This is a genomic window from Paraburkholderia sp., from assembly GCF_047605525.1.
GTDB lineage: Bacteria > Pseudomonadota > Gammaproteobacteria > Burkholderiales > Burkholderiaceae > Paraburkholderia.
Window position 1 is genome coordinate 260,373 of sequence record NZ_JASGFN010000008.1, and the last position, 26,957, is coordinate 287,329.

Consider the following 26,957-nt stretch of genomic DNA (forward strand, 5'->3'; position numbering starts at 1 on the left):
CTCGCGCAAGCACATCACGAAGCACACAACGACATAGTCAAGCAACCAAGGATTTACATGTCCCTGCTACTGAACCTGATTCGACAGTCCCGCTGGATACTGCTGCTGGCATTGATCATCAGTATCGTCGGCGGCCTCGCGAACGCGGGGCTCGTCGCGATCATCAACCAGGCGCTCGGCGCGAGCGCCGAGCGCCTGCCGACGCTCGGCTGGCAGTTCCTGCTGCTCGCGCTCGCGGTACTGGTCACGCGCACGCTGTCGCAGACCATCTTCGTGAAACTCGGCCAGAACACGAAGGCCGCGTTGCGGATGAAAACGATCCGCAGCGTGATCGACGCGTCATATCAGAACCTCGAACGGCAGGGCGCGTCCGGCGCGCTGACCGTGCTGACGCAGGATCTCGATACGATCGTGATATTTTTCCTGAGCCTGCCGTCGCTCGCGATGAACGGCTCGATCGTGCTCGGCTGTCTCGCTTATCTCGGCTATCTGTCGTGGCAGGTGCTGGTGTTCGCGGTCGTGACCGTGCTGGTCGGCTCGCTCGGCTTTCATGTCGCGAACACGCGCGCGATGTTCCATCTGCGCAGCTCGCGCAATCGCGAAGACGATCTCGTGAAGGATTTCCGCGCGCTGTTCGACGGCGCGAAGGAACTGAAGCTGCATCGCCGCCGCCGGAACGCGTTCGTCGACGAGTCGATCGCGGCCAACGTGGAAGCGGTGCGCGTGCAGCGCACGCGCGGCTACGTGCTGTACACGGCCGCGGCAAGCTGGGGAAGCATGATCCTGCTGGCGTTCATCGGCTGCGTGCTGTTCGGGCTGACGCGCTTCCAGCCGGTCCAGGCGCATGTGCTGTCGGGTTATGCGGTCGTGTTTCTCTACATGATCATGCCGATCGAAGGGCTGCTGTCGTCGATTCCGTCGCTCAGTTCCGCGAAGGTCGCGCTCGAACGCATCGACCACGTGAATCGCGAGCTGCCGCGCGAAAACGTCGAGCCGGCGGATTCGGCGACATCGTTCGACAGCATCGTGCTGAACGGCGTCACGCACAGCTACTTCCGTGAAAAGGAAAACGAGGTGTTTACGCTCGGGCCGGTGAATCTGACGTTCCGGCCGGGCGAACTCGTCTATCTGATCGGCGGTAACGGCAGCGGCAAGACGACGCTCGCGAAAATGATCGTCGGGCTATACGCGCCCGAGGGCGGCCGCATCGAACTGGACGGCAAGCCGGTCGAGGAAGCGGATCGCGACCGCTACCGGCAGCATTTCTCGGTCGTGTTCAGCGACTTCTTCCTGTTCGACGAACTGCACGGCCTCGATATCGACGGACTCGACTCACAGGCGCAGCAACTGCTCGAATTGCTGCATCTGGAACACAAGGTGACGATCCGCGACGGCAAATTCTCGACGACCGATCTGTCGCAAGGGCAGCGCAAACGGCTCGCGTTGCTGGTCACGTATCTGGAAGACCGTCCGTTCTACGTGTTCGACGAATGGGCCGCCGATCAGGATCCGACCTTCAAGGAAGTCTTCTATCGCCGCCTGCTACCCGATCTGAAAGCGAGGGGCAAGACGGTGCTCGTGATTACGCACGACGACCGCTATTTCTCGCTGGCCGATCGCTATATCAAACTGGATTACGGCCAGATCGTGGCCACCGGCGACGGCCGCGAACTCGAACATCAATCGCTTAATGCGGCTGCGTAAGCATCGTCAGCGATCTTCTTCATCAGAAAAAATTTCAGGCTGACATGCTGCGATTCACCGATTTGCAGTACCGCCGCGGGATCGCGGCCGTACTGGGTATGACCTTGATCTCGGCGCTTGCCGCCTGCCATACGCCGGATACACCCCTCGCACAGTCCGACATTGCCGCCGTCGCGGCGGTCTCGCCTTATCAGGCGACGATCCGGCGCACGCGGGACGGCGTGCCGCACATCGACGCGGCCGATTGGGGCAGCCTCGGCTATGGCGTCGGCTACGCGCAGGCGCAGGATGCGCTGTGCACGCTGGCCGATGCGTTCGTCACATGGCGGGGCGAGCGCTCGGCCACGTTCGGCGCGGACGGTCATCCGCCGGCGCCGTCGACCTTCGGCCAGCCGCGCAATCTCGACGCGGACTTCTTCTTCCGCTCGGTGATCGACGCCGACGCGCTCGCGCGTTTCCGCAACGCGCAGCCGCAGCGTGAGCGCTCGCTGGTTGCCGGCTACGCGGACGGCTACAACCGCTATATCGACGATCTGCACGCGGGCCGTTTTCCGAAAGCGCACGCCGCCTGCGCGAGCGAGCCGTGGGTCACGCACATCTCCGCAGACGACCTGTATCGCCGCTTCATCGCCGCGAATCTGGCCGGCGGCACGATGCCGTTTCTGCGCGGCATCGCGACCGCGCAGCCGCCGGGCGCGGCAACGCCGGCTGCATCGGTGGGCATCGGCGCGGGCACGGCGCGGATTTCATCGGCAAGCGACCCGTTGGCGGTGGGCGGCCACGCGGGGATCGGCAGCAACGCGCTCGCGTTCGGCGCGGCGGTGACGCAGGACGGCCGCAGCCTGCTGTTCGGCAATCCGCACTGGTTCTGGCAGGGCCCGGACCGGCTGTATCAGGCGCAGTTGCGAATCCCCGGCCAACTGGACGTCGCGGGCGCGTCGTTTCTCGGCGTGCCGATGGTGATGATCGGCTTCAACCGCGACGTCGCGTGGACCCACACCGTATCGAGCGCGCGGCGCTTCGGGATTTTCCAGTTGTCGCTGATACCCGGCGCGCCGACGCATTACCGCTATGAGGGGCGCGACGAGGCGATGCGCCCGGTATCCGTCACGATTCAGGTGCGCGACCCGCAAACCGGTGCGTTGAGCCCGGCCACGCGGACGCTGTACCGCACGCGTTTCGGGCCGGTCGTCGATCTTGCGTCGCTCGCGCCGTCGCTCGGCTGGACCGACCGGCAGGCGTTCGCGCTGTTCGATGTGAACGCGGACAACCCGCGGACGTTCTCCAACTTCCTCGACTGGGATCAGGCGCGTTCGCTCGACGACTTCATCGCGATCCAGAAGCGTTACGCGGCGATGCCGTGGGTGAACACGTTTGCGATCGGACGTCACGATCCGAACGTATGGTTCGCCGATATCGGCGCGGTGCCCGGCGTCACCGACGCGCTGGCCGCCGATTGCACGACACCGGCCGGCCGCGCCGTCGATGCGCGGATGCCGGGCGTGCCGTTCGTCGACGGCTCGCGCGCGGCCTGCGCGTGGATCGCGCGGACCTTGCCCGGCGCGGTTCGCGCGGGGCGCCTGCCGGTCGACGCGATGCCGAGCCTGCTGCGCACCGACTACGTCGGCAATTTCAACGGCAGCTACTGGCTGACCAATCCGCGTGCACCGTTGACCGGCTTCGCGCAGGTCGTCGGACAGACCGGCGTTGCGCAGTCGCTGCGCACGCGCCTCGGTCATCAGATCGCCGCGCAACTGATCGGCGCGCCGGGCGGCGTCGGCCGCGACGCGCTGAAGCAGGCGGTGCTCGCCAGCACGTCGATGTCCGCTCAACTGATGCGCCAACCGGTGCTCGACGCGGTGTGCCGGACGGACGGCGCCGCGAATATCGTCAGCGTGGCAGCCGGGGCGGGCACGTCCGCGAAAGCGCAAAGCGTCGACATCGGGCCGGCATGCGCGGTGTTGCGCCGCTGGGACGGCACCGCGAACGTCGACGCGCGCGGCGCCAACCTGTGGGACGAGTTCTGGAATCGCGCGTCCGCGCTGCCGGAACTACAGCACTACACGCAACCGTTCGACGCGGCCCGTCCGTTGACCACGCCCGACGGTCTGGATACCGCGAATCCGGCGCTCGTACGCGCGCTCGGCAATGCGCTCGGCGGCGCGACGCTCGCGCTGCGGCGCAACGGCTTCGCGCTCGATGCGACGCGCGGCGAGATGCTGTACGTGGGGGACGGTGCCGGCCGGATTCCGGCATATGGCGGCTGTGACCGCGAGGGCTACTTCACGGTCGATTGCGCGATGCAGCCGCTGGACCGGCACGGTTATCCGCTCGATCACGACGCGCACGGCAACAGCTATATGCAGGTGGTCAGCTTCGACGCCGCCGGTCCGCAAGCGGACACGATGCTGACCACCGGCGTATCCGACGACCCCGCGTCGCCGTATTACCGGGTGGCCACGCGGGCCTACGCGAGCAAGACGTGGTCGCGGTTTCCGTTCACGCAGCAGGCACTCGACGCATCGCCGGAAGTCGCGAAAACGGTGCTGGCGGGGCCGCGAAACAGGGTGCCCTAAGCAGGCAGGCGGCTCGCGCGGCGCCACTCACACTCAAGCGGCCGGCCGCCATCCCGCGACAAAGTAAGCGTGGATGCCGTGAGCGAACCGGTTGAGTCGGGTGGCGAGCCGCCGGTTGGCGCGCGTGAGCGCGTTATAGCCGAGCACGGCCGGAATGGCGACGAAGAGACCGAACGCGGTCATGATCAACGACTCGCCCACCGGTCCCGCCACATGTTCGATCGTGGTTTGTCCGGTCTGCCCGATCATGATCATCGCGTGGTAGATGCCCCATACCGTGCCGAACAGGCCGATGAACGGCGCGGTGCTGCCGATCGATGCGAGGATGGCGAGGCCTGCCTGCAGGCGCGCGACGATCTCGTCCAGCGTGCCGTTCAGACAGCGTGTGACCCACTCGGAGATGTCCATCCGTTCATCCAGATGCGCTTGCGTGTCACGATGATGTTCGACGGCTTCCTTGCCCGACAACGCGAGCGCGAGCAGCAGATTTCCCGGATGCGGCGAGCCGTCGTCGCCGAGTTCGTCGAGGCCGGCCCCGAGGTCGTTGGAGCGCCAGAACGAATATTCGGTGGCCTCGGCGATGCGCGTCAGCCGCAGCACGTTCCATAGCTTCACGACGATGACGGCCCATGAAAGCAGCGACATCAGCGCGAGCGTGAGCAGCAGCGAGCGGGTGACGAAATCACCCTGTTGCCACACGTTTTCCAGACCATAGTGCTGCATGCCCGTCCTCCTCGTTGCACTGACGACTGCCTGACCGTCCGCGGCTACCGCCGCCCGCGCAAGGACGGCGGCGGCGTTTCATGCGTTACTGCCACGCGCCCGTCTTGCGGTGCGTGAGTCGCATATTAGCGCTAACTAGCGCTAACTGAAGGCGCGGTTACACCATCGCGCGCGGCGAACTTCGCGCGCCGGCGCGCAATGAACACAGGGCTTTCTCCGTCCCCTGCAAGGGGCTTTCAGGCGCGGGAAAAGCACGGACAGGCGCCGCGTCGATGGAATAGAATTTCAGTCACTTTGGGCTTGCGGTCAGGCGATGCACGACACTTCCCATTACTGGTTTCTGGCAAAGCAACATGGCTGGGGGTGGGGATTTCCTGTCCTGTGGCAAGGATGGGCTGTGTTGTCCCTCTATGTCATTTCGCTTGCAGTCGTCTCGAAAGCGTTTTCCCCCGACCGGCGGCCCGGCGCATTTTTTTCGGGCGTGTTGGTGCTCAGCGCGCTGTTTCTGGCGGTGGTTTGGGCAACTGGCGAGCCTGCGCATTGGGCGCGGTAACGCAAAACGCGGTAAGCAAGGGGCGAACGGAAGACCTGCTTTCAGCGTCGAGGTGGTTTGTCGTTGCAGGAGATCCATGCCATGTATGAAATTCGCGCCGCTCGCACGACCGACGCAGACTGCATCAGCCACGTGATCATCCGCTGCCTTCGTGAGACGAACGCCCAGGACTATCCGGATGAGGTCATCAGGCGGGTAGGGCAGAACTTTAGCGCTGCCGCCGTCCTCGCATTGATGGCGAGACGAACGGTTTTTGTCGCCACGCTTGAAAAACGGATTGTCGGTACCGCGAGCCTGGACGGATCAGTCGTTCGGACCGTCTTCGTCTCTCCGGACTTGCAGCATCAAGGGATAGGCCGGCTGCTGATGGAACAGGTCGAGCGGGAAGCCCGTGCAGCCGGCGTGAAGGTATTGGCGGTTCCGTCGTCCGTGACGGCCGGGCAATTCTATTCCCGGCTCGGCTTCAAACCCGTGCGCGAAGACTATTATGGCGAAGAACGCACGATCGTCATGGAGCGCAATCTCGCCGCGCCGTAACGGGGTGCCGTAACGGACCAGGGCGGTGCAGTTTGGCGCGCGAGGCTATGCTCCGGAAGTCGACTGGCGCCCGCGCCCCTCCATCGCCAGCGTTACCTTTCTTCCCACCAGCAGGAGATCGAACCATGAAACAGGACATTGCTCGCCAGGCGTTGATTGCCGCCGCGCTGGCGAGTCTCGCGGCCGTGACCCCTCAGGCCGCGCATGCCGAAAAGAAGGTGCCGTGCTACGGCATTGCCAAGGCCGGACAGAACGATTGCGCGAGCAAGACCGGCGTGCACGGTTGCGCGGGCGAAGCGAAGATCGATAACGACAAGGGTGATTTCAAGAACGTGCCCGAAGGGACCTGCAAGAAGATGGGCGGTATCGTCGGCAAATGATCCCGCGTTTCGCGCGAGACGAACACGTAGCGGCACCGAGCGTTCGCAAGATGACCGGTGACATTCCAGCCGCGCAAGCGCCGTCTGTCGGCGTCGGGTTGCGGCACGCGCACTATGCTGATTTTCTGGCCGCGACGCCCGCGGTCGACTGGGTCGAAGTACACAGCGAAAATTATTTCGGCGACGGCGGCTACGATCTGCATGTGCTCGGCAAGGTAAGACGCGATCTGCCTGTCAGCCTTCATGGCGTCGGACTCGGGCTGGGTTCGGCGACCCCGCTCGATGATGCGCATATGCGCAAGCTGCGGCGCCTCGTCGATCGCATCTGTCCGGACATCGTTTCGGAACATCTGTCGTGGAACGCGGCGCCGTCCGGCTATCTGAACGATCTGCTGCCGTTGCCGCTCACCGACGCCGCGTTGAAGCACCTCTGCACGCGCGTCGACGCGCTTCAGGAAGCGCTCGCGCGCCGCGTTCTGCTCGAGAACGTTTCGGCGTACGTCCGCTTCGAAGCCGACCGGTACGGCGAGACCGCCTTTCTCGCCGAGCTTGCCCGGCGCACGGGGTGCGGCGTGCTGCTCGACGTCAACAATCTCTACGTCAATCAGCGCAACCACGGCGAAGACGCGATTCGCGCGATGGATGCGCTGCCGCCGGCGATCGTCGGCGAAATTCATCTGGCGGGGCATAGCGTGACGCAGGGCATTGCCGTCGACGATCACGGCTCGCCGGTGATACCGGAAGTGTGGGCCCTTTACGACCATGCGCTCGAGCGCTTCGGCAACGTTCCGACGCTGATCGAATGGGACACGCGCATTCCGCCGCTGGCGGATCTGCTGCGCGAAGCGGACAAGGCGCGCGCCTGTCAGGCAGCGCGCCGCGCCGGCTCGACGATGCCGGAGCAGCAAGCATGAAAAATCCGCTCGACGATCTTCAGCAACGGTTTGCCGACGCGATTCGCGATCCGCGCGGCGAGCCCGAACTGGCGGCGCGGCTTGCGACGCGGCGTCACGCGGTGGCGCACCGGCTCGGTATCTATCGCGCCAACGCGCACGCGCATTGGCACAGCGCGCTCGCCAATGCCTATCCCGTACTGCTCGCGCTGACGGGCGACGCATATTTCGCCGCGCTGGCGCGCGCTTACGCGAGCGCGCATCCGTCGCCCAGCGGCGATCTGAATCAGTTCGGCGCGCAACTGCCGGCCTTCGTGGAAGAGCGTGAACGGACTACGCGCTACGCCTGGTTCGGTGATATGGCGCGGCTCGAATGGGCCATCCACACCGCGTGGTACGCGGCCGATGCGGTGCCGTTCAGCGTGCGCGAATGGCAGACGACCGGCAGCGAGAAGTTGCTCGCCAGCCGGCTGGCTGTGCATCCCGCCTGCGTCGCGATTCATTCGCGGTTTGCAATTTCGGACATCTGGCGCGCGCACGAGGCGGACGCCGCGTTTCCGCACGAGGTCGACGCGCTTCGGTGGATGCTCGTCGTGCGGCCGCAATGGAAGCCGTTCGTCATCGAGCAGAGCCGCGCCGCGCATGAGGCGATCATCGCGTTGCAGCGCGGCTGCACGCTCGACGACGCAATCGACGCAGCGCTTGCCGTCGATGCCGGTTTCGACGTTTCCGCGCAGTTGCAAGGCTGGATCGAAACCGGCGCGATTACCGGTCTCGCGCGTTGAGCAGCCGCAATCGCCTACACCGGTACGGCGACCGGCGCGAATGCGTCTCCGGCGTCGAGCATGCGCACGGCAAAGCCAAAGCAGCGTTCGATGAGGTCGGGCCGCATCATCTCGCGCGGCGTGCCTTGCGCCATGATGGTCCCGTCCGCGAGCAGCGCGATGCTATCCGCGTGCCGTGCGGCGAGATTCGGGTCGTGCACGATGGCCAGCGCGCCGATGTGCCAGGTTCGCGTCAACTCGCGCACCGTCGCGAGCAGACGATGCTGATACGCCAGATCGAGTGCGGCGGTGGGTTCGTCGAGCAGCAGGTAGCGGGGCGCATCGTCCGCGGGATCGCGTGGGTCGGACGTGCATGGCCAGAGCTGCGCGAGCACGCGCGCGAACTGCACGCGAGCCAGTTCGCCACCGGAGAGCGTCGTGATCTCGCGTCCGGCGAGTCCGCTCGCATCGGCCAGCGCGAGCGCGTCGGCGACCACCGCGTGATCGTGACGCGACGGCACGCCGTGGCGCGCGTGCGGATAGCGGCCGAGCAAGACGATTTCCTCGACGCTGAACGGAAACGCGGGCTGCGACGCCTGCGGCAGGACGGCGCGCAGACGCGCGAGCCGTCCTGATGGAATCGCATCGAGCGGTTCGCCGTTCAGTGTCGTGCTGCCCGTATGACGGCACGCGTCGCGCAGTCCGCTCGCGCCGAACTCGCCGGCGAGGGCGCTCAGCAGTGTGCTTTTGCCGGCACCGTTGCGCCCGAGCAGCGTGGTCAGCGTGCCGGGGCGCACCGTCAACGAAAGATCGCGCAGGATCGGCGTGCCGCCGCGCGTGATGCACAGATTGCTCGTCATCAACATCGTTCTGTTACTCCGTCGAACACGGCCTGCCTACAGGCCTGCTTGCGAGCGTCTGCGCCACAGCAGCACGAGGAAGAAGGGCGCGCCGAGCAACGCGGTCAGAATGCCGAGCGGCACTTCGGCGGGCGCGGCCATGGTTCGGGCCGCGAGATCCGACAACACGGTCAGCGTGGCGCCGAGCAGCATCGCGCCGGGCAGCACGATGCGCTGATCGGGACCGCAGGCCAGCCGCACGCAATGCGGCGCCACGAGTCCGATGAAGCCGATCGCGCCGGTGCAGGAGACGAGCGCGCCCACGCCGAGCGCCGCTGCCACGAGCACCGTGCGCTTGACGCGCTGGACCGGCACGCCGAGATGCTGCGCTTCGATCTCGCCCAGTTGCAGCGCGTTCAACGCGCGGCTGTGGCGCGCGATCAACCCGATGCCGATTGCGACGAACGGCGTCACCGCGACGATCAGCGGCAGTTGCGCGCCGCCCAGACTGCCGAGGCTCCAGAACGTCAGCGAGCGCAACTGCGCATCGTTGGCGATGTAGGTCAGGAGACCGATCGCCGCGCCCACCAGCGCGTTGATCGCGATGCCCCCCAGCAGCAGGAGCGGGAGCGCGAGCCGGCCGCGCGCGGCGGCGAGCCGGTACACGAGCGCCGACACGGCGAGCGCGCCGGCGAATGCGGCCACCGGCAGCGCGACCGGCAGGGCCGCGCCGAGCGCCGAACCGAGCACGATGAGCGTGGCTGCGCCGAGCGCCGCGCCGCTCGAAATGCCGATCAGGCCGGGGTCGGCCAGTGGATTGCGAAACAGCGCCTGCAACGCGCTGCCCGCCGCGCCGAATCCCACGCCGACGAGCAGGCCGAGCACGACTCGCGGCAGCCGGATGTCGACGAGCACCGTGTGCGCCTGTTGCAGGGCGGCATCGTTGGCCAGCGCGGCGCCGCTCGCGGTCAGCGCGGTCCAGGCCTGCGCCGGTGTTATCGGGTAGGCGCCGATGCAGACCGCGGCAAGCGTCGCCAGCAAAACGGAGAGGCCGAGCGCGCACAGCGTCAGCTTCGCGGCGGCGCGCCGGCCCCGGGCGCGAGCGCGCCGCTTCCGTCCGGCACGCAGGTGAGGCGCGGATGCGGTATGGCCTGAGCGTATGTCGGTATCGGTCGTCATCGAATGGGTCCGTCGGCGGCGGGGAGATCGTGATGCATGACTACGCTGTCGCCAGACGCTGGTTCAACGTCGTGACCGCGCGAGGCAGGCGCGGCCCGAAACCGAGCATGAACAGCGCATCCATCGACACGAGACGCTGCGACTTGCCGGCGGGCGTCGCGGCGAAGCCCGGCGTCGCGAGAAGCGCGTTCGCGCCGCCGACCGCGGCGAGGCCTTCGTCGGTGGTCAGCACGATATCGGGCGCGACGGCGACGAGCGCTTCCGCCGACAGCGGCCGATAGCCGTCGAACCCCTGCATCGCATTGCGTACGCCCGCGTAGCCGAGCATCGCGTCGGCGGCCGTCTTCTGGCCGGCGACGAGCGCCTGATTACCGGCGTGATTGAGCACGAACAGCACACGCGGCGGTTGCGGCCGCCTCGCGAGTCCCGATGCGTCGACGGCGGTTTGCGCACGCTGCCATTCGTCATCGAAACGCGCGAGCAGCGCGGCGCCGCGCGCGGCGACGTCGAGCGTGCCGGCAATGCCGGTGATTTTCTCGCGCACGGTTGCGGCATCGTGATGCTCGGCGAACGACAGCACTTCGACACCCGCCTGCTTCACCTGCGCGAGCACGCCCGGCGGTCCCGCTTCCGCCGAGGCCAGGATCAGATCGGGATGCAGCGAGAGCAGCCCTTCCGCCGACAGCGCGCGCTGGTAGCCGACCTTCGGCAGGCGGCGCGCGGCCTCGGGATAGGTGCAGGTCGTGTCGGTGGCGACGAGCGCGTTGCGCGCGCCGTCCTGCGCGTCGAGCGCATAGACGACTTCCGCGAGCGCGCCGCCGACCACGATCACGCGCCGGACCGCCTTCGCGTGCGCCACCGGAGCAAGCGCGCCGAGCAGCAGGGCGCCGCCGCTCAGCAGGACCTGGCGGCGCGTCACGCGCGGGCTCGCGGCCTTCACGCCGGCACCTCGTCGTAGAGCGGCGCGATACCCGCGATCAGCTCGCGCCAGCCGTCGAGTTCGGGCTGGCCCGGCTTGCGCGCGCCGAACAGCATCGCGATGTTCTCGCCGCTCCCGTCGAACAGTTCAAGCGACGTGACGATGCCGTCGCTCGTGGGCTTGCGAACCACCCAGGCACTCGCGATCAGGTCCGCGCGCAAGTGCAGGTTGAAGCCGGGATCGAGCACGTTGAGCCAGGGCCCCATCACCCGAATGTTCCGCACCGGGCCGGTGTGGATCTGGATCATCCCGCGATTGCCGACGAATACCATGATCGGCAACGCCGTCTGCGCGGCGCGTTCGAGCACGCCTTGTAATGCATCGTTGGCGACCTGCCAGGCGTAGCGGCGCTCGGCGAGCCGCAAGGCCTGCGTGCGCGCGAGGCCGAACTTTTGCAGCATGCCGAAGAACTGATGCGTATCCGTCATCGCGTCCCAGGCGGCATGGAACGCCGGCACGTCGATGGCGCTATCGGGCGTCGCGACGGGCGATGCCGTGCCGACGGAAGGCTCGAAGGGCTCGAAGCCGGCCGACTGGTCATCCATGCGCCAGCGCGCGACGAACGCATCGAACGCGGTGTGGTTGCTGTGCTCGCGCAGGAACACCTTATGCACCGCGTGACCTTGCGCGTCGAAGAACTGCAGGCTTTTCTGCACGCCGTGCGCGGTTTGCTCCTCGACGGCAAAGCCGGCTGCCCAGGTGTGATAGAACACGCGCAGGTCGATCGCCGGGCCGAGTGCGAGACCGACCGTGCCCTGATGGCTCATGTTTTCGTAGACGCCGTCTTTCTCGTGCACAGCCGCCTCGTTGCGCGTGAGCGCCATCACGGAGCCGAGCCGCGGCACCTGCTCGAACAGGTCGATGAACTCGGGCCGCAGCCGTGTCACATGTTCGCCGACGAATGCCGCAAGCGCTTCGCCTTCGCTGATCCCCAACGCATGCGCGGCTTCGCGATTGCGCAGCTTCTGCCCGGCCTTGAGGTTCAGGAAATCGTGACGCAACTGGCTCAACGACGTCGTGTCGGGGCGGGACGTATTCAACATGGCAGACTCCTTGCGGCGCCGACGGGCGCCATCCTGGTGATGACGGGTGATGAAACAGGTGAAGCAGTCACGGCGCCGGTCTCGCGCATGCTCAGAAATCCATCTTCATGCTGACCGACACGTTGCGGCCGGGCGCCGTGTAGGCATCCTTGATCGGCGACGATTCGGCGATGCCGCGCACGTCCGACCAGTTCCAGTACTTGCGGTCGAACAGGTTGAACACGCCGAGATACCCGATGACGTGTTTGTTGAAGCGATACCCGCCGCGCAGATCGACGACGAACGACGACGGCGGAGCGAAACAGGTCGACGAACTGCAACTGCCGGGCGTGATGTCGCTCGACTTCTTCGCGGCCTGGAACAGCAGATCGGCCTGCGCGAACCAGCGCTCGCCGGGCTCGTAGCGAAGACCGAGCACGGCGGAGAACGGATTGATCGTGTCGAGCGGCTGGCTCGCGTTGCCCGCGTTGTCGACGCTGCCTTTGGTGAACGCCATGGCCGTCTTCAGCGAGAAGCCATGCGGCAAGGACCAGTCGAGCCGTCCTTCGAGCCCGTGGATGTACGCCTTCGCGTAGTTCACGTACTGGAACACGAGCGGATCGGTGGGCGTGCCGCGACCGCCGACGGTCTGCTGCGAAATGAAGTCGCGATAGCGGCCCGCGAAGATCGCCGCGCTGTAGCGCAGCGGACCGAGGGCCGTGCCGAGCTTGCCGCGCAGGCCGGCTTCGATGGTGTCGCTCGTTTCCGGCTTCAGGTCCGGATTGCCGATCGACGTGTAGCCGTAAAGCGGATTGGCGAAGCTGTTGTTCACCTGATCCGGCGACGGCGCGCGGAACCCGTGCGCATACTGCGCATAGGGGATCAGCGCGGGCGACACCTGGTAGAGCACGGCCAGACGCGGCGACAGCGCGTGATCGCTCGACGAGACCGGGTTGCCCAGGTACAGCGGATCACCGGTCTTCGCGCCGAGCCGATACGAGTCGAAGCGAAGTCCAGGGGTGACCGTCAGCGCGCCGTAGCTGATCTGGTCCTGCACGAACGCGCCGAGCAGCGTGTAGTCGGTATCGGGGAACGGCTTGTTCGGGAAGGCGGCCTCTCCCGCGCCCGGAACCGTGCCGTCGCGCAGCGACTTCACGCGAGTGACGCTGCCGTCGGCGCCGTATAGCAGCTTGTGCGTGAGGATGCCGGTGCGAAAGCCGCTCTCGGCGAATGCGGAGCCGCCGATCGCCCGCTCGCTATACGTGCTGTCGCGGGTGCGCGAGGCCGATGAACCGCGCGCCTCGAAGGACTTCTGGTCCTGCGACGCATCCTGGTAGTAGAACTGTGCGTGGGCCGTCTGGAAGAAGCGGGCGGCCTGGTCCTGGAAATCGTAGTCGAGACTGTAGCGGTTGCGCTCGAGCCGGTCGTTGCCGTTCAGCGACAGCGTGGTGGGCGGATTGACCGCGGACAGCACGTTGGTGTCGATCCGCTGGCGGACGGTTTCGGCGGTGAAGCGGAACGTGTCGTGCGCGGTGGGCTTCACCACGAGCTTGCCGAGCAGCGTCTGCGAATAGGTATCCTGCGGATTCGGCGTCGTCCTGGATGGGCTCGCCGTGTCGTTCGAGCCCTGGTTGCCGGTTTCATGGCCGCGCCTGCCGTCGGCGATCACCATGCCCTGGAGCATGTCGTTGCCGCCGGCGGCCTGCACGGTCGCGCCGAAGCTGCGGTCCGTCGAATCGTAAATGGGACGCAGCGAGAAGTAGGTCTTCTTGCCGTAGATATCGAGCAAATCCTGAGGGTTCTTCGTGATGAAGTTGACGGCGCCGGTCAGCCCGTCGCTGCCGTAGAGCGCCGAGGCCGGTCCGCGCAGGATCTCGATCCGTTGCAACGTGCCGAGGTCGGCATAGTCGCCGCGTCCGGCTTCCAGTGGTCCGAACGAAAACGCGCTCGGCAGACGGATGCCGTCCTCCATCAGCAGTACGCGATTGCCTTCGAGGCCGCGAATGTTGATGCTCGAATTGTTGTCGCGGCCACCCGCCAGCGCCGCCGAGTTGGGCCGGTAGGGCGTGCGCCGCACGGTCACGCCGGGCTCGTAGCGCAATGCGTCCTTGATATCGACGGCCTGCTGCTCTTCGAGGTCGGTATCGGTGATGACCGATACGCTCGCCGCCGTGCGGCTGGCCGGCGTGGCGGTGCGGGTCGCGGTCACCGTGACGGGATCGAGCAGCGCTGCGTTGGCGGGATGCGTGGCGCTCTGCGCCGTGTTGTCCTGAGGTGGCGCCGCTGTCGTGTCGGCCGCCGCATGGACGGGAACGACGGCTGCGCCGAGTACCCCGAAAAGGCTGAAGAGGGCGGACGCCAGCGGGCGTCGCGCCAGATGAAGATGGTGCACGTGTGATTCCCCCGATCAAACTAATCCCAAGGCTGGCTGGGTGATCAGAGGCACCTGGCTGACGCTCCGCATGACGATGCGGACGCTGTGTGAATGAATCTAAAGTATTACTAAAGCCTTGCGAATGTATTGCAGATGAGAATCATTGTCAATAAGAGGGGAGGCTAAAAGCGTTGTACGACAGTACGTCGTTGCGTTGCTTCGGGGGATCGATTCGGGCTACGAGGCCGTGCCCGGCGCCACGACGCTAGACGGGGCCGCCGTGGCGCGCCACGGCCCGTTCCTGTTCGACGCGCGCCGTGACGTCGCGCGCCACGGCAACGGAGCCGCAGGCCGTGCCATCCGCGCCGATGACGAGCGCGAAGGTCATTTCCACGTAGAGCTTGCGGCCGTCCTTATGGATCGCGCTCGTCAATGTCGGGCGGCCGTGCGTTCTCGTGACGCCGCTCGTCATGGCCGCTTCGAAGCCGCGCCAGTGCGCGGCCCGCAAACGTTCCGGGATGATCAGATCGAGATTCCGGCCCAGTGCCTCGGCGGCGCTATGACCGAACAGCGCCGCGGCGGCACGGTTCCAGCGTGCGATCGTGCCTGAGCGGTCGGCGTAGATCGCGGCGTCGGCCATCTGCTCGAATATCCATTCCGACAACGCGGACGTTTCTGTCATGACGTCACTCCTGAGCGCTTCGAGGACGATGCGGACTTCAGCCCGGTTTGCCGTCGGCCCGGGCGAGGAAAAGCCACGCGGCGTATCGGACGCAATAGAGAATCAGCGCGGCTGCCCAGCATAGACCGGAGACGTCTATCCAGTCCATCGTGAACCGCGGCGCGAGCCACGGGCCGAGCACCCGGATCAACGTCGCCAGAATGAACAGGCCGTAGCATGCGAGTTCGATCCGGCCGGCTACGAGCTCGCGTCCGGTATGTCCGCGCGCGGTGCGCGTGATCATGGCGATGATCGCGCATCCGATGACGCCCACCGTGAACATATGAATCGCGACCGAATGCGGGGCGATACCGGGCGCGGCGAGTGCCAGCATCACGAAGCCCGCCGGAATTCCCGCGTAGGCGATATGCAGGATGAGGAGGATAGGGCGGTTGCCGACGCACCACGAACGCCATCCGCCGAGCCGAAGCCCATGCACGGCCGCCGCCGCGGCGCACGCGGCAACGATTGCCGGCCACGGTGCGCCGAGCGCGTCCAGCAGAAACGCGAGCAGCGTCGCCGGAATGACGGCCGCTTCGACGAAACGCCAGCGCTTCGCGCTGAAACCGGGCACCGCATTGGCGGTAAACGCCGGAATGATGCGCCCGCCGATGATCGTCACGAACAGAACGAGCATGCCGACCGCGAGCCAGCCGCTGCGCAGCGCCCAGTCGCCGTGACCATCGGTGGCCCACACATGGAAGAGGGCGTTGAGAAGCGCGAGCAACCCGAGCGCGACCGGCAAAAAGACGTTGTGGAGATTCTTCGCCCTCAGGAGCACGCGCAGCAGAACGAGCGCAACCACGGGCAGAAACGCGACGTCGACGATCGCGCCGAGCGGACCCGCACCGCGCCACATCATGATCCGGCCCGCGAGCCAGAGCAGCCACAGCGCCGCGAGACCGGCGCCATGCGCGGGATTCGTGCTGGTCCACGCGCGAACCGCCGTCAGCAGAAAGCCCGTGACGATGGCGGCGCCAAATCCGAAGATCATTTCATGGACGTGCCACAGCGTACCCGACATATACGACGCGGAGTCCAGCAGCGGCCACCCTGCCAGCGCGCCGAGCCAGAGCAGCATGGCGATACTGCCGAACAGCGCGCCGCCCAGATAGAAAGGCCTGAATCCGAGCGCCCACAGGGCGATGCGCGGTGGTCTGCGCGGTGAGCGGTTGACTCGATCCGATTCGATCTGGATGGCCGGCTTCATGGCTGCTCCGAACGGCGACTAGGCATGGATTCATCTTATACGCAGGCCTTTTTCGTCGCATGCGACGAATGTTCGCGACAGGCATCCTCAAGCTGATTTTTTCGCAGCAAGCGGTAGCCAGTCCGCCGGATGTTCGATGCTGCGCAGAAAGCTGTCCAGGCTGCTTCGGGAGAGCGATACGCTCGCATCGTTCTCGAGAGGGTGAAACAGAAAGGTTTCTTCGCCGGCCAGTTCGGCGTCGATGACAAGTCGCACCCGCTTCGCTTCGTCGTTGATCAGCGCGAGCGGACTCAACGAACCCGTACGGATACCCAGCAATTCGAAGAGCCTGTCCGCGGACGCGAATGACAGACGTTTGCTGCCGAGCGTTTCGGAGAGCTCACCCAGGTCCAGCGACTTGGCGGCAGTCGTCACGACGAGGAAGTCGTGGCCTTTCCTGTCCCGCAGAAGCAGGTTCTTGCAGCGAGCCCCCACTATGGAAAGCGTCAACGTTCCGGACTCCGCCATGTTGAGTACCGGGTCGTGGTCCTCGCACGAAAACGGAATCTGCCTTGCTTCAAGGAACTTCAATACTTCGTCTTTTCCCGCCATGTCGTCGTTCATCCTGATGATCCAGAAGCAGACCGGCCCCGCCAGCATGCCGGGGCCGGTTCCCGCCTGCCCATTGCTCAGGCATCGAACACAGGGCACGACGCGGTGCGGATCGCCGCGACGGTGTCATCGGGCGAAAGCAATCCGGACTCGTCCAGAATGCTGATCAGCGAGCGGCCTTCGGCCACGGATTGCCGCGCGAGCTTGCTCACGCGGGCATAGCCGAGCTTCGGAACGAGCGCGGTTGCGACGGCCATCGATTCCATCAGATGCTTCTCGTTGCGCGCGACGTCGGCCTCGATGCCCTTCACGCACTTTTCGCCAAAGCGCTGAATGCCACGGGTGAGCAGCGTGATGCTGTCGAAAACGCGCGACGCAACCACGGGCTCGAAATGATTGATCTCCAGTTCGCCATACTGAACCGCCTGAGCGACGGCGACGTCGTTTCCGACCACCGCGAAGCTCAACTGGATCATCGCCATCGGCAGGACCGGATTGACCTTGCCCGGCATGATGGAAGAACCCGCCTGTGCTTCCGGCAGCCTCAGCTCCCCGAGTCCGCCGACGGGACCCGACGACAGCACGGTCAGGTCGGAAGCGATCTTCGCCAGCGACACGGCGCAGGTGCGAAGTTCGGCGGAGACGCGCGAGAACACGTCCATGTTCTGCATCGCATCGAACGGATTGGCCGGCGCCTGATAATCGACGCCGGTGACGCTTTGCAGATGCGAGTACACGGCCGCGCGATAACCTGCCGGCGCGCCGAAGCCGGTGCCGATTGCGGTGCCGCCCAGCGGCAGGGTGCGAAGCCTGTCCCGTACCGCGGCAAGTTCCTGCGCGAGACGTTCGGTCAGCGCCGCATAGCCGCCAAAGAGCTGGCCGAGCCGCATCGGCTGCGCATCCTGCAGGCAGGTGCGGCCCAGGTGCAGAACGTCGGCGAATTCCGTGGCCTTGCCGTCGAAAAGGGCCGCGAGCCGCGAGACCTCCTCGATGAGCGGTCCGAGCATCGCGTACGTGGCAATCTTCAGCGCGGCGGGGTACGCATCGTTCGTCGATTGGGAGCGGTTGACATGATCGTTCGGATGAACGACCTCGTACGTTCCGGCCGCGTGCCCGAGGATCTGCTGGGCACGGTTCGCGATGACCTCGTTGAAATTCATGTTGGTCGACGTGCCGCCCGACCCCTCCATCAGGTCGACCACGAGCGAGGAGTCGAACTGGCCGTCGATGACTTCCTTGCAAGCGGCAACGATCGCCTCGCACTGCTCGCCGGTGATGACCTCGTTGTCGCGATTGGCCAATGCCGCGGCCCATTTGACCTGCGCGAAAGCGTCTCGAAACGCGGGATAGTGGGCGATGTTCAACGGTGACACCGTGAGGTTGTCGACCCCGCGAACCGTGTTCACGCCGTACAGTTTGTCGCCAGGAATGGTGACCTCGCCCACATAGTCGCGTTCGATGCGAGCTTCGCCCTGAACCAGCTTATTCATAAGAATTCCTTCCGCCAACGGTAATGAGTTTTCCAATGTCCCCACCGAGCGCCGTCAGCCTCGGTATGAACGACGTTTCGATCACTTCGCGCGCTGTTTCGCAAGCGTCGTCGAAGAAAGCGTTGTATTCGTCCCGGCGCGCCACGAGATACAGCGAGCGCTCCAGGCCCAGCTTGTCGACCACATGAGTGGCCACGTTGCCCGCATGCGTCACGCCCTGAAGCAGACACATCGGTGAGGTAATGGCCCAGCCGATCCCTTCCGCGACCATCGAGGTCAACGCATCGGCGTTGTCCAGTTCGAGCCGGGCGGGTGCGCGGATCTCGATGCGCCGCAGATACCGTTCGATCTGCATGCCCACCTGGGACGTCCGGTTGAACCTGACGATGGGCAGGCTGTTGATCAGGATCTTCAGGTCGTCGATGGTCTTCACCGGCGTTCCGAGGTTCTTTGGCGTTATCACGAAGTACCGCTCGGAGAACAGCCGATACCGGACCACGTCATTGGCGTCCATCAACGGGTCGCTCGTGACGATCAGATCCAGGTCGCGCCGCAGGAGTGCTTCTCCCTGCTGAGGACTCAGACCGGTGCGAATCGACAGTTGCGACACCTTGCCCAGCAGTTTCTTCGTAAACACCGAACCGCACGTGGACGCGAACGAGTCGACCAGTCCGATGCGCAAGTCGGGTTTGATGCCGCGCCCCGCTTCGACGACCTGTGCCTTGAGATTGGCGATCTCTTCGCTGAGCACCGCGCCCCGGTTTCTCAGCGCGATGCCGAAGGGTGTCAGCGCCATCGGCCGGGTCGTCCGGTTGACCAGCACGACACCCAGTTCGTCTTCGAGCTGCCGGATGATTTGCGATACGCCCGACTGGGATATGCCCATTCTCGTTGCCGCGGCGGACATGCTGCCCTCTTCCGCGACGGCGACGAAGACCTGTACAGCGTGCATATCGATGGGTTTGTTCGACGGCATGTCGTGTCCTGACGTGAGCGTTTCGGTCCATGTTCCCGCATCCGGGCCGCCGCCGGCCTGAACGGTCATCAGATGCGGGTCTTCCTGCCTGCCGGCGCGGTGGCCGCGAAAGATGCGTCATGCTGCCCGGCGGCAACCGGCGGGTCGTCGGCGACATCGTCGGACTTCACGTCGGAGATGTTCTCGCCGCCTGTTTCGGGTGCCATCACGTGGCAGAAGATACCGCCGAAAAGCAGTACCGCGACGCAGGCGCCCAGCGCGGCGTGGATGCCGACGTGCTGAACGGTGAGCGGCAGCAGGAACGTGCTGATGGCCGAGCCGAAGCGGCTCGAAGCGACCGCGAGGCCGACGCCCGATGCGCGAAGATGCGTCGGAAAGAGCTCCGGCGGATAGACGAATTCGAGGTTGGCCGCCGCCGAGAGAATGCACGCGAACAGGCCGAAGACGAGCATCGTACCGACGGGCCCGAAGCTGGCGTAGGTCAGCACCGCGAGGCCGAGCGCCGCAAGATAGAAGGTTCCGATGAGGAACGCGCGCCGGGAGATCCTGTCGACGATCAGCAGGCCAATCACCGCGCCGGCGAAGAGCAGGACGTTGTAGACGAGACCGCCGACGAACTTGTCCTGGACGTGCAGTGCCTCGAGAACTTTGGGCGCGAACGTGCCCAGCGCAAAGTAAGGGATGACCTGGCAGGTGTAGAAGACGCAGCCGACCAGCGTGTTTTTGCGCCAGCGCGGCGAGAACAGTTGCGACCAGGCGCCCTGTCGTTGCTGCGGTGCGATTGTCGTCGTCGTCGGGAGCGTGACTTCGGGGCCGAATCTGCGGCGAATGATGGCAAGCGCTTCGTTGCCGCGACCGTGCTTCATCAGCCACATCGGCGACTCGGGCACGATCAGGCGGAACGGCAGAATGAGCAGCGCCGGAACGCCGCTCGCCGCGAGCATGATCCGCCAGGCATCGGGCCCGATGTCGCGCATCGTGAAGCCCGCCAGATAGGCGCCGACGTAGCCCGCCGCCCATGCCGCCGCGAGCACGCTCAGCAGACGGCCGCGATAGCGGCGCGGCGAGTATTCGGTTACGAGGGATTTGCTCACCACGTAATCGGCGCCGAGGATGAGCCCGAGCGCGACGCGCAAGACCAGCAGTTGCGAGGGCGACGTCACAAAATACTGCGCGGCCGAGACGGCCGCGAAGAGCAGCATGTCGTACGCGAAGATAGTCCGGCGGCCATATTTGTCCGCGACCGGGCCCGCCAGCATGCTGCCGAAAAACAGCCCCGCGAGCGAGGCCGCGCCGAGCAGTCCCATCCATAGCGCGTCAAGATGCAGTGGCCCCGCCGCCATGCTGACCGCGATGCCGATGATACCGAGCACGAAGCCATCGCTGAATTGACCGCCGGTCCCGCTGAACGCGACTCCGACGTGAAAGGGGCGAAGAGGCAAGTCTTCGAGTAATACCTGTTTGCTCACAACCGTCTCCTGTCTCCAGTACGTCTAGTACGGTGCTCGTGTCGTTGCACCTCAGGGACCAGTGTAGGGTGGCAATTTCAAGAAAACAGCAGGTAGGCTGACAGTATCACGAATTCTAATACTGCTACTCAGTACGACTGAAACCGGCAATTCTGATACCGCGCTGGAGATTTCCTGAAGATTGCCGAACCTCGGGCGACTTCCGATTGCGTATGCATCTCCGCTAACGCGGGGTGAACGATGAGCGCGAGGAGCGCGGCGGCTGCGTCGCGGGCCATCGCATCCGTGCGACAATCGCGCATCGCATTCCAGAGCGGATTCGCGTTGCAGGCGTCTGCCGAATGAATGTCCAGCGAGTGCATGACGATGAGCAATCCGGTCGATACGCGAATCGAGGCGGCACTGAGCGATAGATCGCGGCCACGTCGTGACCGCGCGCGATGTGCGTGATCGCACCGCGGACGTGCTCGGCTTTATCGACATCGCGCCGGGTGACCGCGTCGTGGACTTTTTGCCGTTTCGAGGCTATTTCACGCGATTGTTCGCATCGATGGTCGGGGACCACGGATGCGTGTTCGCCGCGATTCCGGCCGGGCTGAATAAAATCGGGCGCATCGACGCCGGGCGACAGGAAGTGGAACGGATCGCGCTCGACAGACGCAACGTCGCGCTGCTCGACGGCGGCGCCGGGGTGGCCGGTGCACCGCCGGCCGACATCGACGTGTTTTTCGTGGGGCAGAACTATCACGATCTGCATGCGCCGCTCATGGGCCCCGTCGATATCCGTTCGTTTAACGACGCAATCTTTCGCGCATTGAGACCGGGCGGCCGCTACATCATCGTCGATCACGTGGCATTGCCGGATGCTCGTCCCGAGGTGCCCGCGACATTGCATCGTATCGATCCCGCCGTCGCGCGGCGCGAGGTCGAAGCCGCCGGATTCGAATACGCGGGAGAGCATGATGCGCTCCGCAATCGCGGCGATCCGCGCACCGCGAGCATCTTCGCGCGAGGAATCCGGTATCGGACGGACCGGTTCATCCTCAAGTTTCGCAAGCCCCTGTAGGTGTAGCCCGCGGAACCGGGCGGCGGTCCCGTCACCCGCTTGATCTGGGTCAAGCAAAACGGCCGGCGCATCATCGGCAACCTGTCGAGCGGGCCTATTCTGATCACATCGGAGTGCCCCGCGTGGCGGCGTGCTCCCGATTGGCCTGGGCCGCCCGGCGGCTTCCTTCGAGCCACGCGTTCCCGCCCATACAGGCACCGGTCATGAATATCCATTTCCCGCATGAACGTCCGGAATACTGCGCGCGTGATCTGGTCATCGCTTTTCCGGCGGAGATCGACGGCACGCGCGTGCAGTGCGCCATTACCGCGGAGGCGCTGGAAGATCACTTCGGCGCGCGGTCGCTGCGCGAAGACGATCTGATCGAAGCGTTCGACATGCACCGCTATCCGATCGAGGCAGCCGCGCGGAATCTGCTGAATGAAGTGGGCGCGAAGCCGGTCATGATGCACAGCGGCTACTTCCGCTTTTGCGATTGATCGACCACGAACCGCCGCATTCCAGGCAATGCCATTGCGGCGCGCGCTCAGGACGGCGCGCGCGGCTTGCGGCGCACGGCGTCGACAGCCGGGCTGCCCGCGGACAGCTCGACGATTTCGGCGGTGATCTCTTCCTGCCTCAGGCGGCGAAAGTCGCCGGTCAACTGGTCGAGCGTGTCGTGAACGTTGGTGCGCGCGGCAATCATGGCTCGCATGCGGGCCTCGTTTTCCGCCGCGAACGACAGCATCAGCGCTTCGCACAGTTGCGCGTAGACATACTCCTCGGCGAGTTGCGCGAGCAGGCGCCGCGGCGCAAGCGTGACGAGCGGCGCCTGCCGGCGTGCGGCAACGGCAAAGCGCGTGAAGTCGAATGGCAACAACGACTTCTGCACGATGTCGATGGCCGTCGACAACTGCGGCACCGCATGCAGTAGCGTCACGCGGGTCGCGCGGCCGCTTTCCAGACGTTCGTAGAGGGCCTCGGTAATCCGGCTGGCAAGCGCCGCGACTTCTTCGGCGTGGGCGACCATGGGCGCGGACCAGTCGACGGCGAGTCCATGCGTGCCGGCCACCACCGCGCCGCGTCCGCCGATCACGAAGCAGGTCCGCGCGCCCCAGATCGGCAGGTGCGCCGCGGCCTCGATCAGGTGTTCGTTGAAGGTGCCGACGAAGCCCTGTTCGGCGCAGATCACGATGACCACGTGCACGCCGGGTCCGGCGTCGGCGGGAGCGGGTTGCATGCCGTGCTCGTCGAGCATCAGCGCGTCGCCGATCGCGGCGCCGATCATATCGGCGCAGGCACGGATGCCGTCGAGCCGGCTGCGCGCCTCCTGTGAACGCGCCGCCGCGATGCCGCGCATCGCGCTCACCACGGATTCCAGTTCGTGCACGCTGGCGATGCGCGCTTCGACGTCGCTGAGCTTGTTGCTCACGGCGACACCGCCTCGCCGGGCGTCGTCAACTGGGTGGCGAGGTCGCGCACCGCCGCGACGACGGTCGCGCGCAGGGCGGCGTCGAGCGTGCCTGTCGCTGTGAACGCGGCCGCCGCCGCCGCGTCGACGTGCGCATCCAGATGCGCGGCCAGCCGCGCGCGCACGGACGGGATGCAGTCGACGGGCAAGCCGTCGAAAACGCCGTCGTCGAGCGCGGCGAGCAGGGCGATCTCGTCGATCGGACGCAACGGCGTAAAGCGCGGCTGCGCAATCAGCGCGCGGATGCGCTCGCCGCGCGTGACCTGGGCCTTGACCCGCGCATCGGTGAGGCCGCCGAAGCGCGTGAACATTTCGAGTTCGAGAAACTGCGAATAGTCGAGCCGCAGCCGTCCCGACACGCCGCGCAGCGCGGCGGTCTGCGCCTTGCCGCCGACCCGGCTCACGCTCAGGCCGACATCCACCGCGGGGCGCTGGTTCGCCGCGAACAGGCCGGAATCGAGCACGATCTGGCCGTCGGTGATCGAGATCAGGTTGGTCGGGATATACGCGGACAGATTGCCGGCGTCGGTCTCCGCGATCGGCAGCGCGGTCAGCGAGCCGCCGCCCAATTCGGCCGACAGCCTGGCCGCCCGTTCCAGCAGCCGCGCGTGCAGATAGAAAATATCGCCGGGGTAGGCTTCGCGGCCGGGCGGCTCGCGAGTCAGCAGCGCCAATTCCCGGTGCGTGGCGGCGTGCCGCGTCAGATCGTCGATCACGACGAGCGCGTGCTGTCCGCGGTCGCGGAAGTATTCGCCGATCGTCATGCCGGTAAACGGCGCGATCCATTGCAGACCGGGCGAGGCCGCCGCCGACGAGACGACGAACACGCACCGCTCGGGCGCGCCATGCTGACGGACCGCGTCGATCGCGCGTTGTACCGCGGTCGCGCGCTGGCCGACCGCCACGTACACGCAGATCATGTCCGAATCTTTCTGGTTGACGATCGTGTCGAGCGCAATCGAGGTCTTGCCGGTGGCGCGGTCGCCGATGATCAGTTCGCGTTGCCCGCGGCCGATCGCGAATAACGCGTCGATGAGCAGAATTCCCGTCGCCACCGGCTGCGTGACCAGATCGCGCTCGATGATCGCGGGTGCCGGCCTTTCGACAGGCATATGCGCGGCAGCCGGCACCGCTTCGTCGCGGTCGAGCGGCCGGCCGAGCGGATCGACGACCCGGCCGAGCAGACCGGGGCCGACCGGCACCTCGACGACCCGGCCGGTGCCGGCAACCCGCGAGCCGGCGGCGATCGCGTCGCCGTCGTCGAGCAGTACCGCGGCGATCGTATCGGCATCGAGCGCGAGCGCGAAACCGAGCCGGCCGTCGTCGAAGCGCAGCAGCTCGTTCAGCCGCACGTCGGGCAGACCCGACACGAGGGCGATGCCGTCGGCCACGTGCTCGACGCGTCCCACGGTTTGCGCATGCGCGGCGAAGCGGGTTTGCGCCAGCCTCGCGCGGCTGCGCGCAAGCCAGTCGTCTGCCGGATCAGGCGTGGTCGGTGTCATGGCTGAGCAGTTCCGTTCTCAGGTGCGCCAGATCGTTGCGAAAGCTGTTGCGCACGATTGCATGAGGTGCTTCGAGTTCGAGGCCGGCGATCACGGCCGGATCGACCGCCGCCTCGAGCGCGACGTCGCGACCGAGCACCCGCGCCAGCGCCGCGCGGCAACTGGCCAGTTCGTCGCCGCTCAACGCGCGGGCGGCGACCAGCCGCAGGCCGGCGCCGCCCGCGTCCAGTTGCGCCCGCGTGGTGTCGGGCAACTCGACGAGCGCGTCGGCGAGACCGTCGATGAAGCCCGCGACCCTGGCTTGCGGCGGCAGGCGGTCAAGCAGCCGGGCGGCGATGTCGAGCGCCAGCAGCGAGGCCCGCGCGGCGTCGGCCTGCGCGGCGTCGCGGCGCATCGCATCGATTTCGGTTTGGGCGGCGGCCCGGATGCGCGCGGCGTCGGCGTGCGCCGCGCTGTCCAGCGACGCCTTCAGCGCGGCGGCTTCCGCGGTGGCGGCTTCGAGAAGCTGCCCGCGCTGTTGCGCGAGCCGTTCCACTTCCGCTGCGGCCTGGGCCTGCGCGTCGACCGCGGCGGCTTTGGCCGCGGTCGCGTCGTTCATCAGCGCGGCGGCGGCCTGCTGGCGTTCGGCGACCATTCGGGCGACCGGCCGGAACAGAAACCGCGCAAGCAGCCAGATGAGGACCAGCGCGTTGACGGTTTGCAGCCCGAGCGTCCACCAGTCGATATGCATGGCGGTCTCGTGCTTACTTGACGAACGGATTGGCGAACAGAACCAGCAGCGCGATCACGAGACAATAAATGGCCATCGTCTCGATCATCGCCAGCCCGACGAACAGCGTGCGCGAGATGGTCCCCGCCGATTCGGGCTGGCGCGCGAGCGCGTCCATCGCGGCCGCGACCGCGCGGCCTTCGCCGAGTGCCGGCCCGATCGCGCCGAACGAGACGGCGATCGCCGCGGCAAGAATACTGACGACCTGGATGAGATTGTTCATGGTTTGCCTTGTTGATTCGTGGATTGCGGTGAAGCGTCGGCGAGCGCCGCGCCGATAAAGACCATCGCCAGCACGGTGAAGATGTAGGCTTGCACCGCGCCGGTCAGCAGATCGAGCGCCATCAGCGGGATCGGCACCAGCAGCCCGGCGAGCGACAGTACGATGCCGACCACGAACACGCCGCTCATCACGTTGCCGAACAGACGCACGACCAGCGAAAAGGTGCGCGTGATCTGCTCGACCACGTTCAGCGGAATCATGATCCAGGTGGGCTCGGCGAAGGTCGCGAGATAGCGGGCGAGGCCGCGGGTGCGCACGCCGTAAAAGATCGTCGCGCAGAACACGATCAGCGCGAGCGCGGCGTCGGTCTCGATGTGCGCGGTCGGCGGCTCGATACCCGGCACGAGCGACGACCAGTTGCTGATCAGAATGAAGAGGAAGAGGGTGCCGACCAGCGAGCGGTAGGCGCGCGGCTCGGCTTGCATCGTGTCGCGAATCTGCTCGTCGACCGTGTTCACCAGCAACTCCAGCACCGTCTGCACTTTCGACGGCACCAGCGCGAGGCGCCGGGTGAGCAGCGCCGCGGCTGCCCACAGCAGCGCGATGATGACCCACGTCGTGACCACGGGCGCCGACACCGGAACGGGGCCGAGATGAAAAAGCGGCTCGGTGGCAAGCGGAGAATGCATCATGGCCGCGCCTTGACCCGTTGAAGCACCACCTGCCGCGCGAGCAGCAGCCCGGCGGCGCCGCACAACAGCGCCCAGGGGCCGAGCCGCGCCAGTCCGACGAAGACCGCCGCCAGCGCGCCGAGCCGCGCGAGTTGCAACGCGAGCGCGCGGCCGGGCCGGCCGGCGGTCAGCAGCCGCACGTTCCAGTGCAGACCCGCGAAGTGAATCAGTCCCGCGAGTACGCCGGCGAGCAGACCGATGGCGATCTGGATGCCGAGGACAGGATCGGATGTCAT

27 protein-coding genes are annotated in these 26,957 nt (G+C 66.2%); 9 read left to right on the forward strand and 18 right to left on the reverse strand.

Annotated elements, in window-relative coordinates; all coding sequences use genetic code 11:
* The first annotated feature begins 57 nt into the window (after nucleotides 1-57).
* Together QM685_RS14275 and QM685_RS14280 are read left to right on the forward strand one after the other, a co-directional pair.
* A complete protein-coding gene (locus tag QM685_RS14275; RefSeq protein WP_415116932.1) occupies nucleotides 58-1,704 on the forward strand; it encodes a cyclic peptide export ABC transporter in 1,647 nt (548 codons plus the stop codon).
* Between the two features lie 44 nt (nucleotides 1,705-1,748).
* A complete protein-coding gene (locus QM685_RS14280) occupies nucleotides 1,749-4,280 on the forward strand; it encodes a penicillin acylase family protein (protein WP_415116934.1) in 2,532 nt (843 codons plus the stop codon).
* Between the two features lie 33 nt (nucleotides 4,281-4,313).
* On the opposite strand, the gene QM685_RS14285 is transcribed toward QM685_RS14280, so the two are convergent.
* Nucleotides 4,314-5,003, reverse strand: coding sequence for a MotA/TolQ/ExbB proton channel family protein (locus QM685_RS14285; protein WP_415116936.1), 690 nt, complete (start codon nucleotides 5,001-5,003; stop codon nucleotides 4,314-4,316).
* Between the two features lie 313 nt (nucleotides 5,004-5,316).
* Here QM685_RS14285 and QM685_RS14290 point away from each other — a divergent pair, with 313 nt between their 5' ends.
* The 5 genes from QM685_RS14290 to QM685_RS14310 all read left to right on the forward strand — a co-directional run bounded on the left by QM685_RS14290 (nucleotide 5,317) and on the right by QM685_RS14310 (nucleotide 8,151).
* The gene (locus QM685_RS14290; RefSeq protein WP_415116938.1) at nucleotides 5,317-5,556 is read left to right on the forward strand and encodes a hypothetical protein; all 240 of its coding nucleotides are present in this window, start codon (nucleotides 5,317-5,319) and stop codon (nucleotides 5,554-5,556) included.
* A gap of 81 nt (nucleotides 5,557-5,637) precedes the next feature.
* On the forward strand, nucleotides 5,638-6,093 hold the full coding sequence (locus tag QM685_RS14295) for a GNAT family N-acetyltransferase (RefSeq protein ID WP_415116940.1): 456 nt from the start codon (nucleotides 5,638-5,640) through the stop codon (nucleotides 6,091-6,093).
* 125 nt (nucleotides 6,094-6,218) lie between these two features.
* Complete coding sequence (locus QM685_RS14300) at nucleotides 6,219-6,473, forward strand: DUF2282 domain-containing protein (RefSeq protein ID WP_415116942.1); 255 nt, start codon at nucleotides 6,219-6,221, stop codon at nucleotides 6,471-6,473.
* 50 nt (nucleotides 6,474-6,523) lie between these two features.
* The gene (locus QM685_RS14305; RefSeq protein ID WP_415116944.1) at nucleotides 6,524-7,387 is read left to right on the forward strand and encodes a DUF692 domain-containing protein; all 864 of its coding nucleotides are present in this window, start codon (nucleotides 6,524-6,526) and stop codon (nucleotides 7,385-7,387) included.
* Nucleotides 7,384-8,151 (forward strand): putative DNA-binding domain-containing protein, encoded by a 768-nt coding sequence (locus QM685_RS14310; RefSeq protein ID WP_415116946.1) that lies wholly within the window; start codon nucleotides 7,384-7,386, stop codon nucleotides 8,149-8,151. Before QM685_RS14305 ends, QM685_RS14310 begins: the two co-directional genes overlap by 4 nt.
* A gap of 14 nt (nucleotides 8,152-8,165) precedes the next feature.
* On the opposite strand, the gene QM685_RS14315 is transcribed toward QM685_RS14310, so the two are convergent.
* The 11 genes from QM685_RS14315 to QM685_RS14365 form a co-directional block, all read right to left on the reverse strand.
* Nucleotides 8,166-8,996, reverse strand: coding sequence for a heme ABC transporter ATP-binding protein (locus tag QM685_RS14315; protein WP_415116948.1), 831 nt, complete (start codon nucleotides 8,994-8,996; stop codon nucleotides 8,166-8,168).
* 30 nt (nucleotides 8,997-9,026) lie between these two features.
* Nucleotides 9,027-10,148: a FecCD family ABC transporter permease gene (locus tag QM685_RS14320; RefSeq protein WP_415116950.1), complete on the reverse strand. Its 1,122-nt coding sequence runs from the start codon at nucleotides 10,146-10,148 to the stop codon at nucleotides 9,027-9,029.
* 40 nt (nucleotides 10,149-10,188) lie between these two features.
* Nucleotides 10,189-11,088, reverse strand: a complete 900-nt coding sequence (locus tag QM685_RS14325; protein WP_415116952.1) for a heme/hemin ABC transporter substrate-binding protein — start codon at nucleotides 11,086-11,088, stop codon at nucleotides 10,189-10,191.
* Nucleotides 11,085-12,170 (reverse strand): hemin-degrading factor, encoded by a 1,086-nt coding sequence (locus QM685_RS14330; RefSeq protein WP_415116954.1) that lies wholly within the window; start codon nucleotides 12,168-12,170, stop codon nucleotides 11,085-11,087. Before QM685_RS14330 ends, QM685_RS14325 begins: the two co-directional genes overlap by 4 nt.
* A 91-nt stretch (nucleotides 12,171-12,261) precedes the next feature.
* Nucleotides 12,262-14,526 carry a TonB-dependent hemoglobin/transferrin/lactoferrin family receptor gene (locus tag QM685_RS14335; protein WP_415117023.1) on the reverse strand — a complete coding sequence of 755 codons (2,265 nt, stop codon included), beginning with the start codon at nucleotides 14,524-14,526 and terminating at the stop codon, nucleotides 12,262-12,264.
* A 262-nt stretch (nucleotides 14,527-14,788) separates the two neighbouring features.
* Complete coding sequence (locus tag QM685_RS14340; RefSeq protein WP_415116956.1) at nucleotides 14,789-15,205, reverse strand: PAS domain S-box protein; 417 nt, start codon at nucleotides 15,203-15,205, stop codon at nucleotides 14,789-14,791.
* A 37-nt stretch (nucleotides 15,206-15,242) separates the two neighbouring features.
* The gene (locus tag QM685_RS14345) at nucleotides 15,243-16,454 is read right to left on the reverse strand and encodes an NnrS family protein (RefSeq protein WP_415116958.1); all 1,212 of its coding nucleotides are present in this window, start codon (nucleotides 16,452-16,454) and stop codon (nucleotides 15,243-15,245) included.
* Between the two features lie 87 nt (nucleotides 16,455-16,541).
* Nucleotides 16,542-17,057, reverse strand: a complete 516-nt coding sequence (locus tag QM685_RS14350) for a prolyl-tRNA synthetase associated domain-containing protein (protein WP_415116960.1) — start codon at nucleotides 17,055-17,057, stop codon at nucleotides 16,542-16,544.
* Between the two features lie 65 nt (nucleotides 17,058-17,122).
* Complete coding sequence (locus QM685_RS14355; protein ID WP_415116962.1) at nucleotides 17,123-18,535, reverse strand: aspartate ammonia-lyase; 1,413 nt, start codon at nucleotides 18,533-18,535, stop codon at nucleotides 17,123-17,125.
* Nucleotides 18,528-19,580: a LysR family transcriptional regulator gene (locus tag QM685_RS14360; protein ID WP_415116964.1), complete on the reverse strand. Its 1,053-nt coding sequence runs from the start codon at nucleotides 19,578-19,580 to the stop codon at nucleotides 18,528-18,530. Before QM685_RS14360 ends, QM685_RS14355 begins: the two co-directional genes overlap by 8 nt.
* Nucleotides 19,580-20,980, reverse strand: coding sequence for an MFS transporter (locus tag QM685_RS14365; RefSeq protein WP_415116966.1), 1,401 nt, complete (start codon nucleotides 20,978-20,980; stop codon nucleotides 19,580-19,582). The genes QM685_RS14360 and QM685_RS14365 overlap by 1 nt, the downstream gene beginning before the upstream one ends.
* A 427-nt stretch (nucleotides 20,981-21,407) precedes the next feature.
* On the opposite strand from QM685_RS14365, the gene QM685_RS14370 reads away from it, so the two are divergent.
* Both QM685_RS14370 and QM685_RS14375 read left to right on the forward strand, forming a co-directional pair.
* Complete coding sequence (locus QM685_RS14370; RefSeq protein ID WP_415116968.1) at nucleotides 21,408-22,046, forward strand: hypothetical protein; 639 nt, start codon at nucleotides 21,408-21,410, stop codon at nucleotides 22,044-22,046.
* Nucleotides 22,047-22,249: 203 nt separating this feature from the next.
* Nucleotides 22,250-22,525: a DUF1488 domain-containing protein gene (locus QM685_RS14375; protein WP_415116970.1), complete on the forward strand. Its 276-nt coding sequence runs from the start codon at nucleotides 22,250-22,252 to the stop codon at nucleotides 22,523-22,525.
* Between the two features lie 47 nt (nucleotides 22,526-22,572).
* Here the strand turns inward: QM685_RS14375 and QM685_RS14380 are convergent, their stop codons facing one another.
* Genes QM685_RS14380 through QM685_RS14405 form a run of 6 tightly spaced genes read right to left on the reverse strand, consistent with a single transcriptional unit; the run spans nucleotide 22,573 to nucleotide 26,957 of the window.
* Entirely contained in the window at nucleotides 22,573-23,457 is an 885-nt protein-coding gene (locus tag QM685_RS14380) for a F0F1 ATP synthase subunit gamma (protein WP_415116972.1), read from the reverse strand.
* A complete protein-coding gene (locus QM685_RS14385) occupies nucleotides 23,454-24,998 on the reverse strand; it encodes a F0F1 ATP synthase subunit alpha (RefSeq protein WP_415116974.1) in 1,545 nt (514 codons plus the stop codon). The genes QM685_RS14380 and QM685_RS14385 overlap by 4 nt, the downstream gene beginning before the upstream one ends.
* The gene (locus tag QM685_RS14390; protein ID WP_415116976.1) at nucleotides 24,979-25,728 is read right to left on the reverse strand and encodes a F0F1 ATP synthase subunit delta; all 750 of its coding nucleotides are present in this window, start codon (nucleotides 25,726-25,728) and stop codon (nucleotides 24,979-24,981) included. Before QM685_RS14390 ends, QM685_RS14385 begins: the two co-directional genes overlap by 20 nt.
* A gap of 13 nt (nucleotides 25,729-25,741) precedes the next feature.
* The gene (locus QM685_RS14395) at nucleotides 25,742-25,990 is read right to left on the reverse strand and encodes a F0F1 ATP synthase subunit C (RefSeq protein WP_415116978.1); all 249 of its coding nucleotides are present in this window, start codon (nucleotides 25,988-25,990) and stop codon (nucleotides 25,742-25,744) included.
* Nucleotides 25,987-26,682 (reverse strand): F0F1 ATP synthase subunit A, encoded by a 696-nt coding sequence (locus QM685_RS14400; RefSeq protein ID WP_415116980.1) that lies wholly within the window; start codon nucleotides 26,680-26,682, stop codon nucleotides 25,987-25,989. The genes QM685_RS14395 and QM685_RS14400 overlap by 4 nt, the downstream gene beginning before the upstream one ends.
* On the reverse strand, nucleotides 26,679-26,957 hold the full coding sequence (locus tag QM685_RS14405) for an ATP synthase subunit I (protein WP_415116982.1): 279 nt from the start codon (nucleotides 26,955-26,957) through the stop codon (nucleotides 26,679-26,681). Before QM685_RS14405 ends, QM685_RS14400 begins: the two co-directional genes overlap by 4 nt.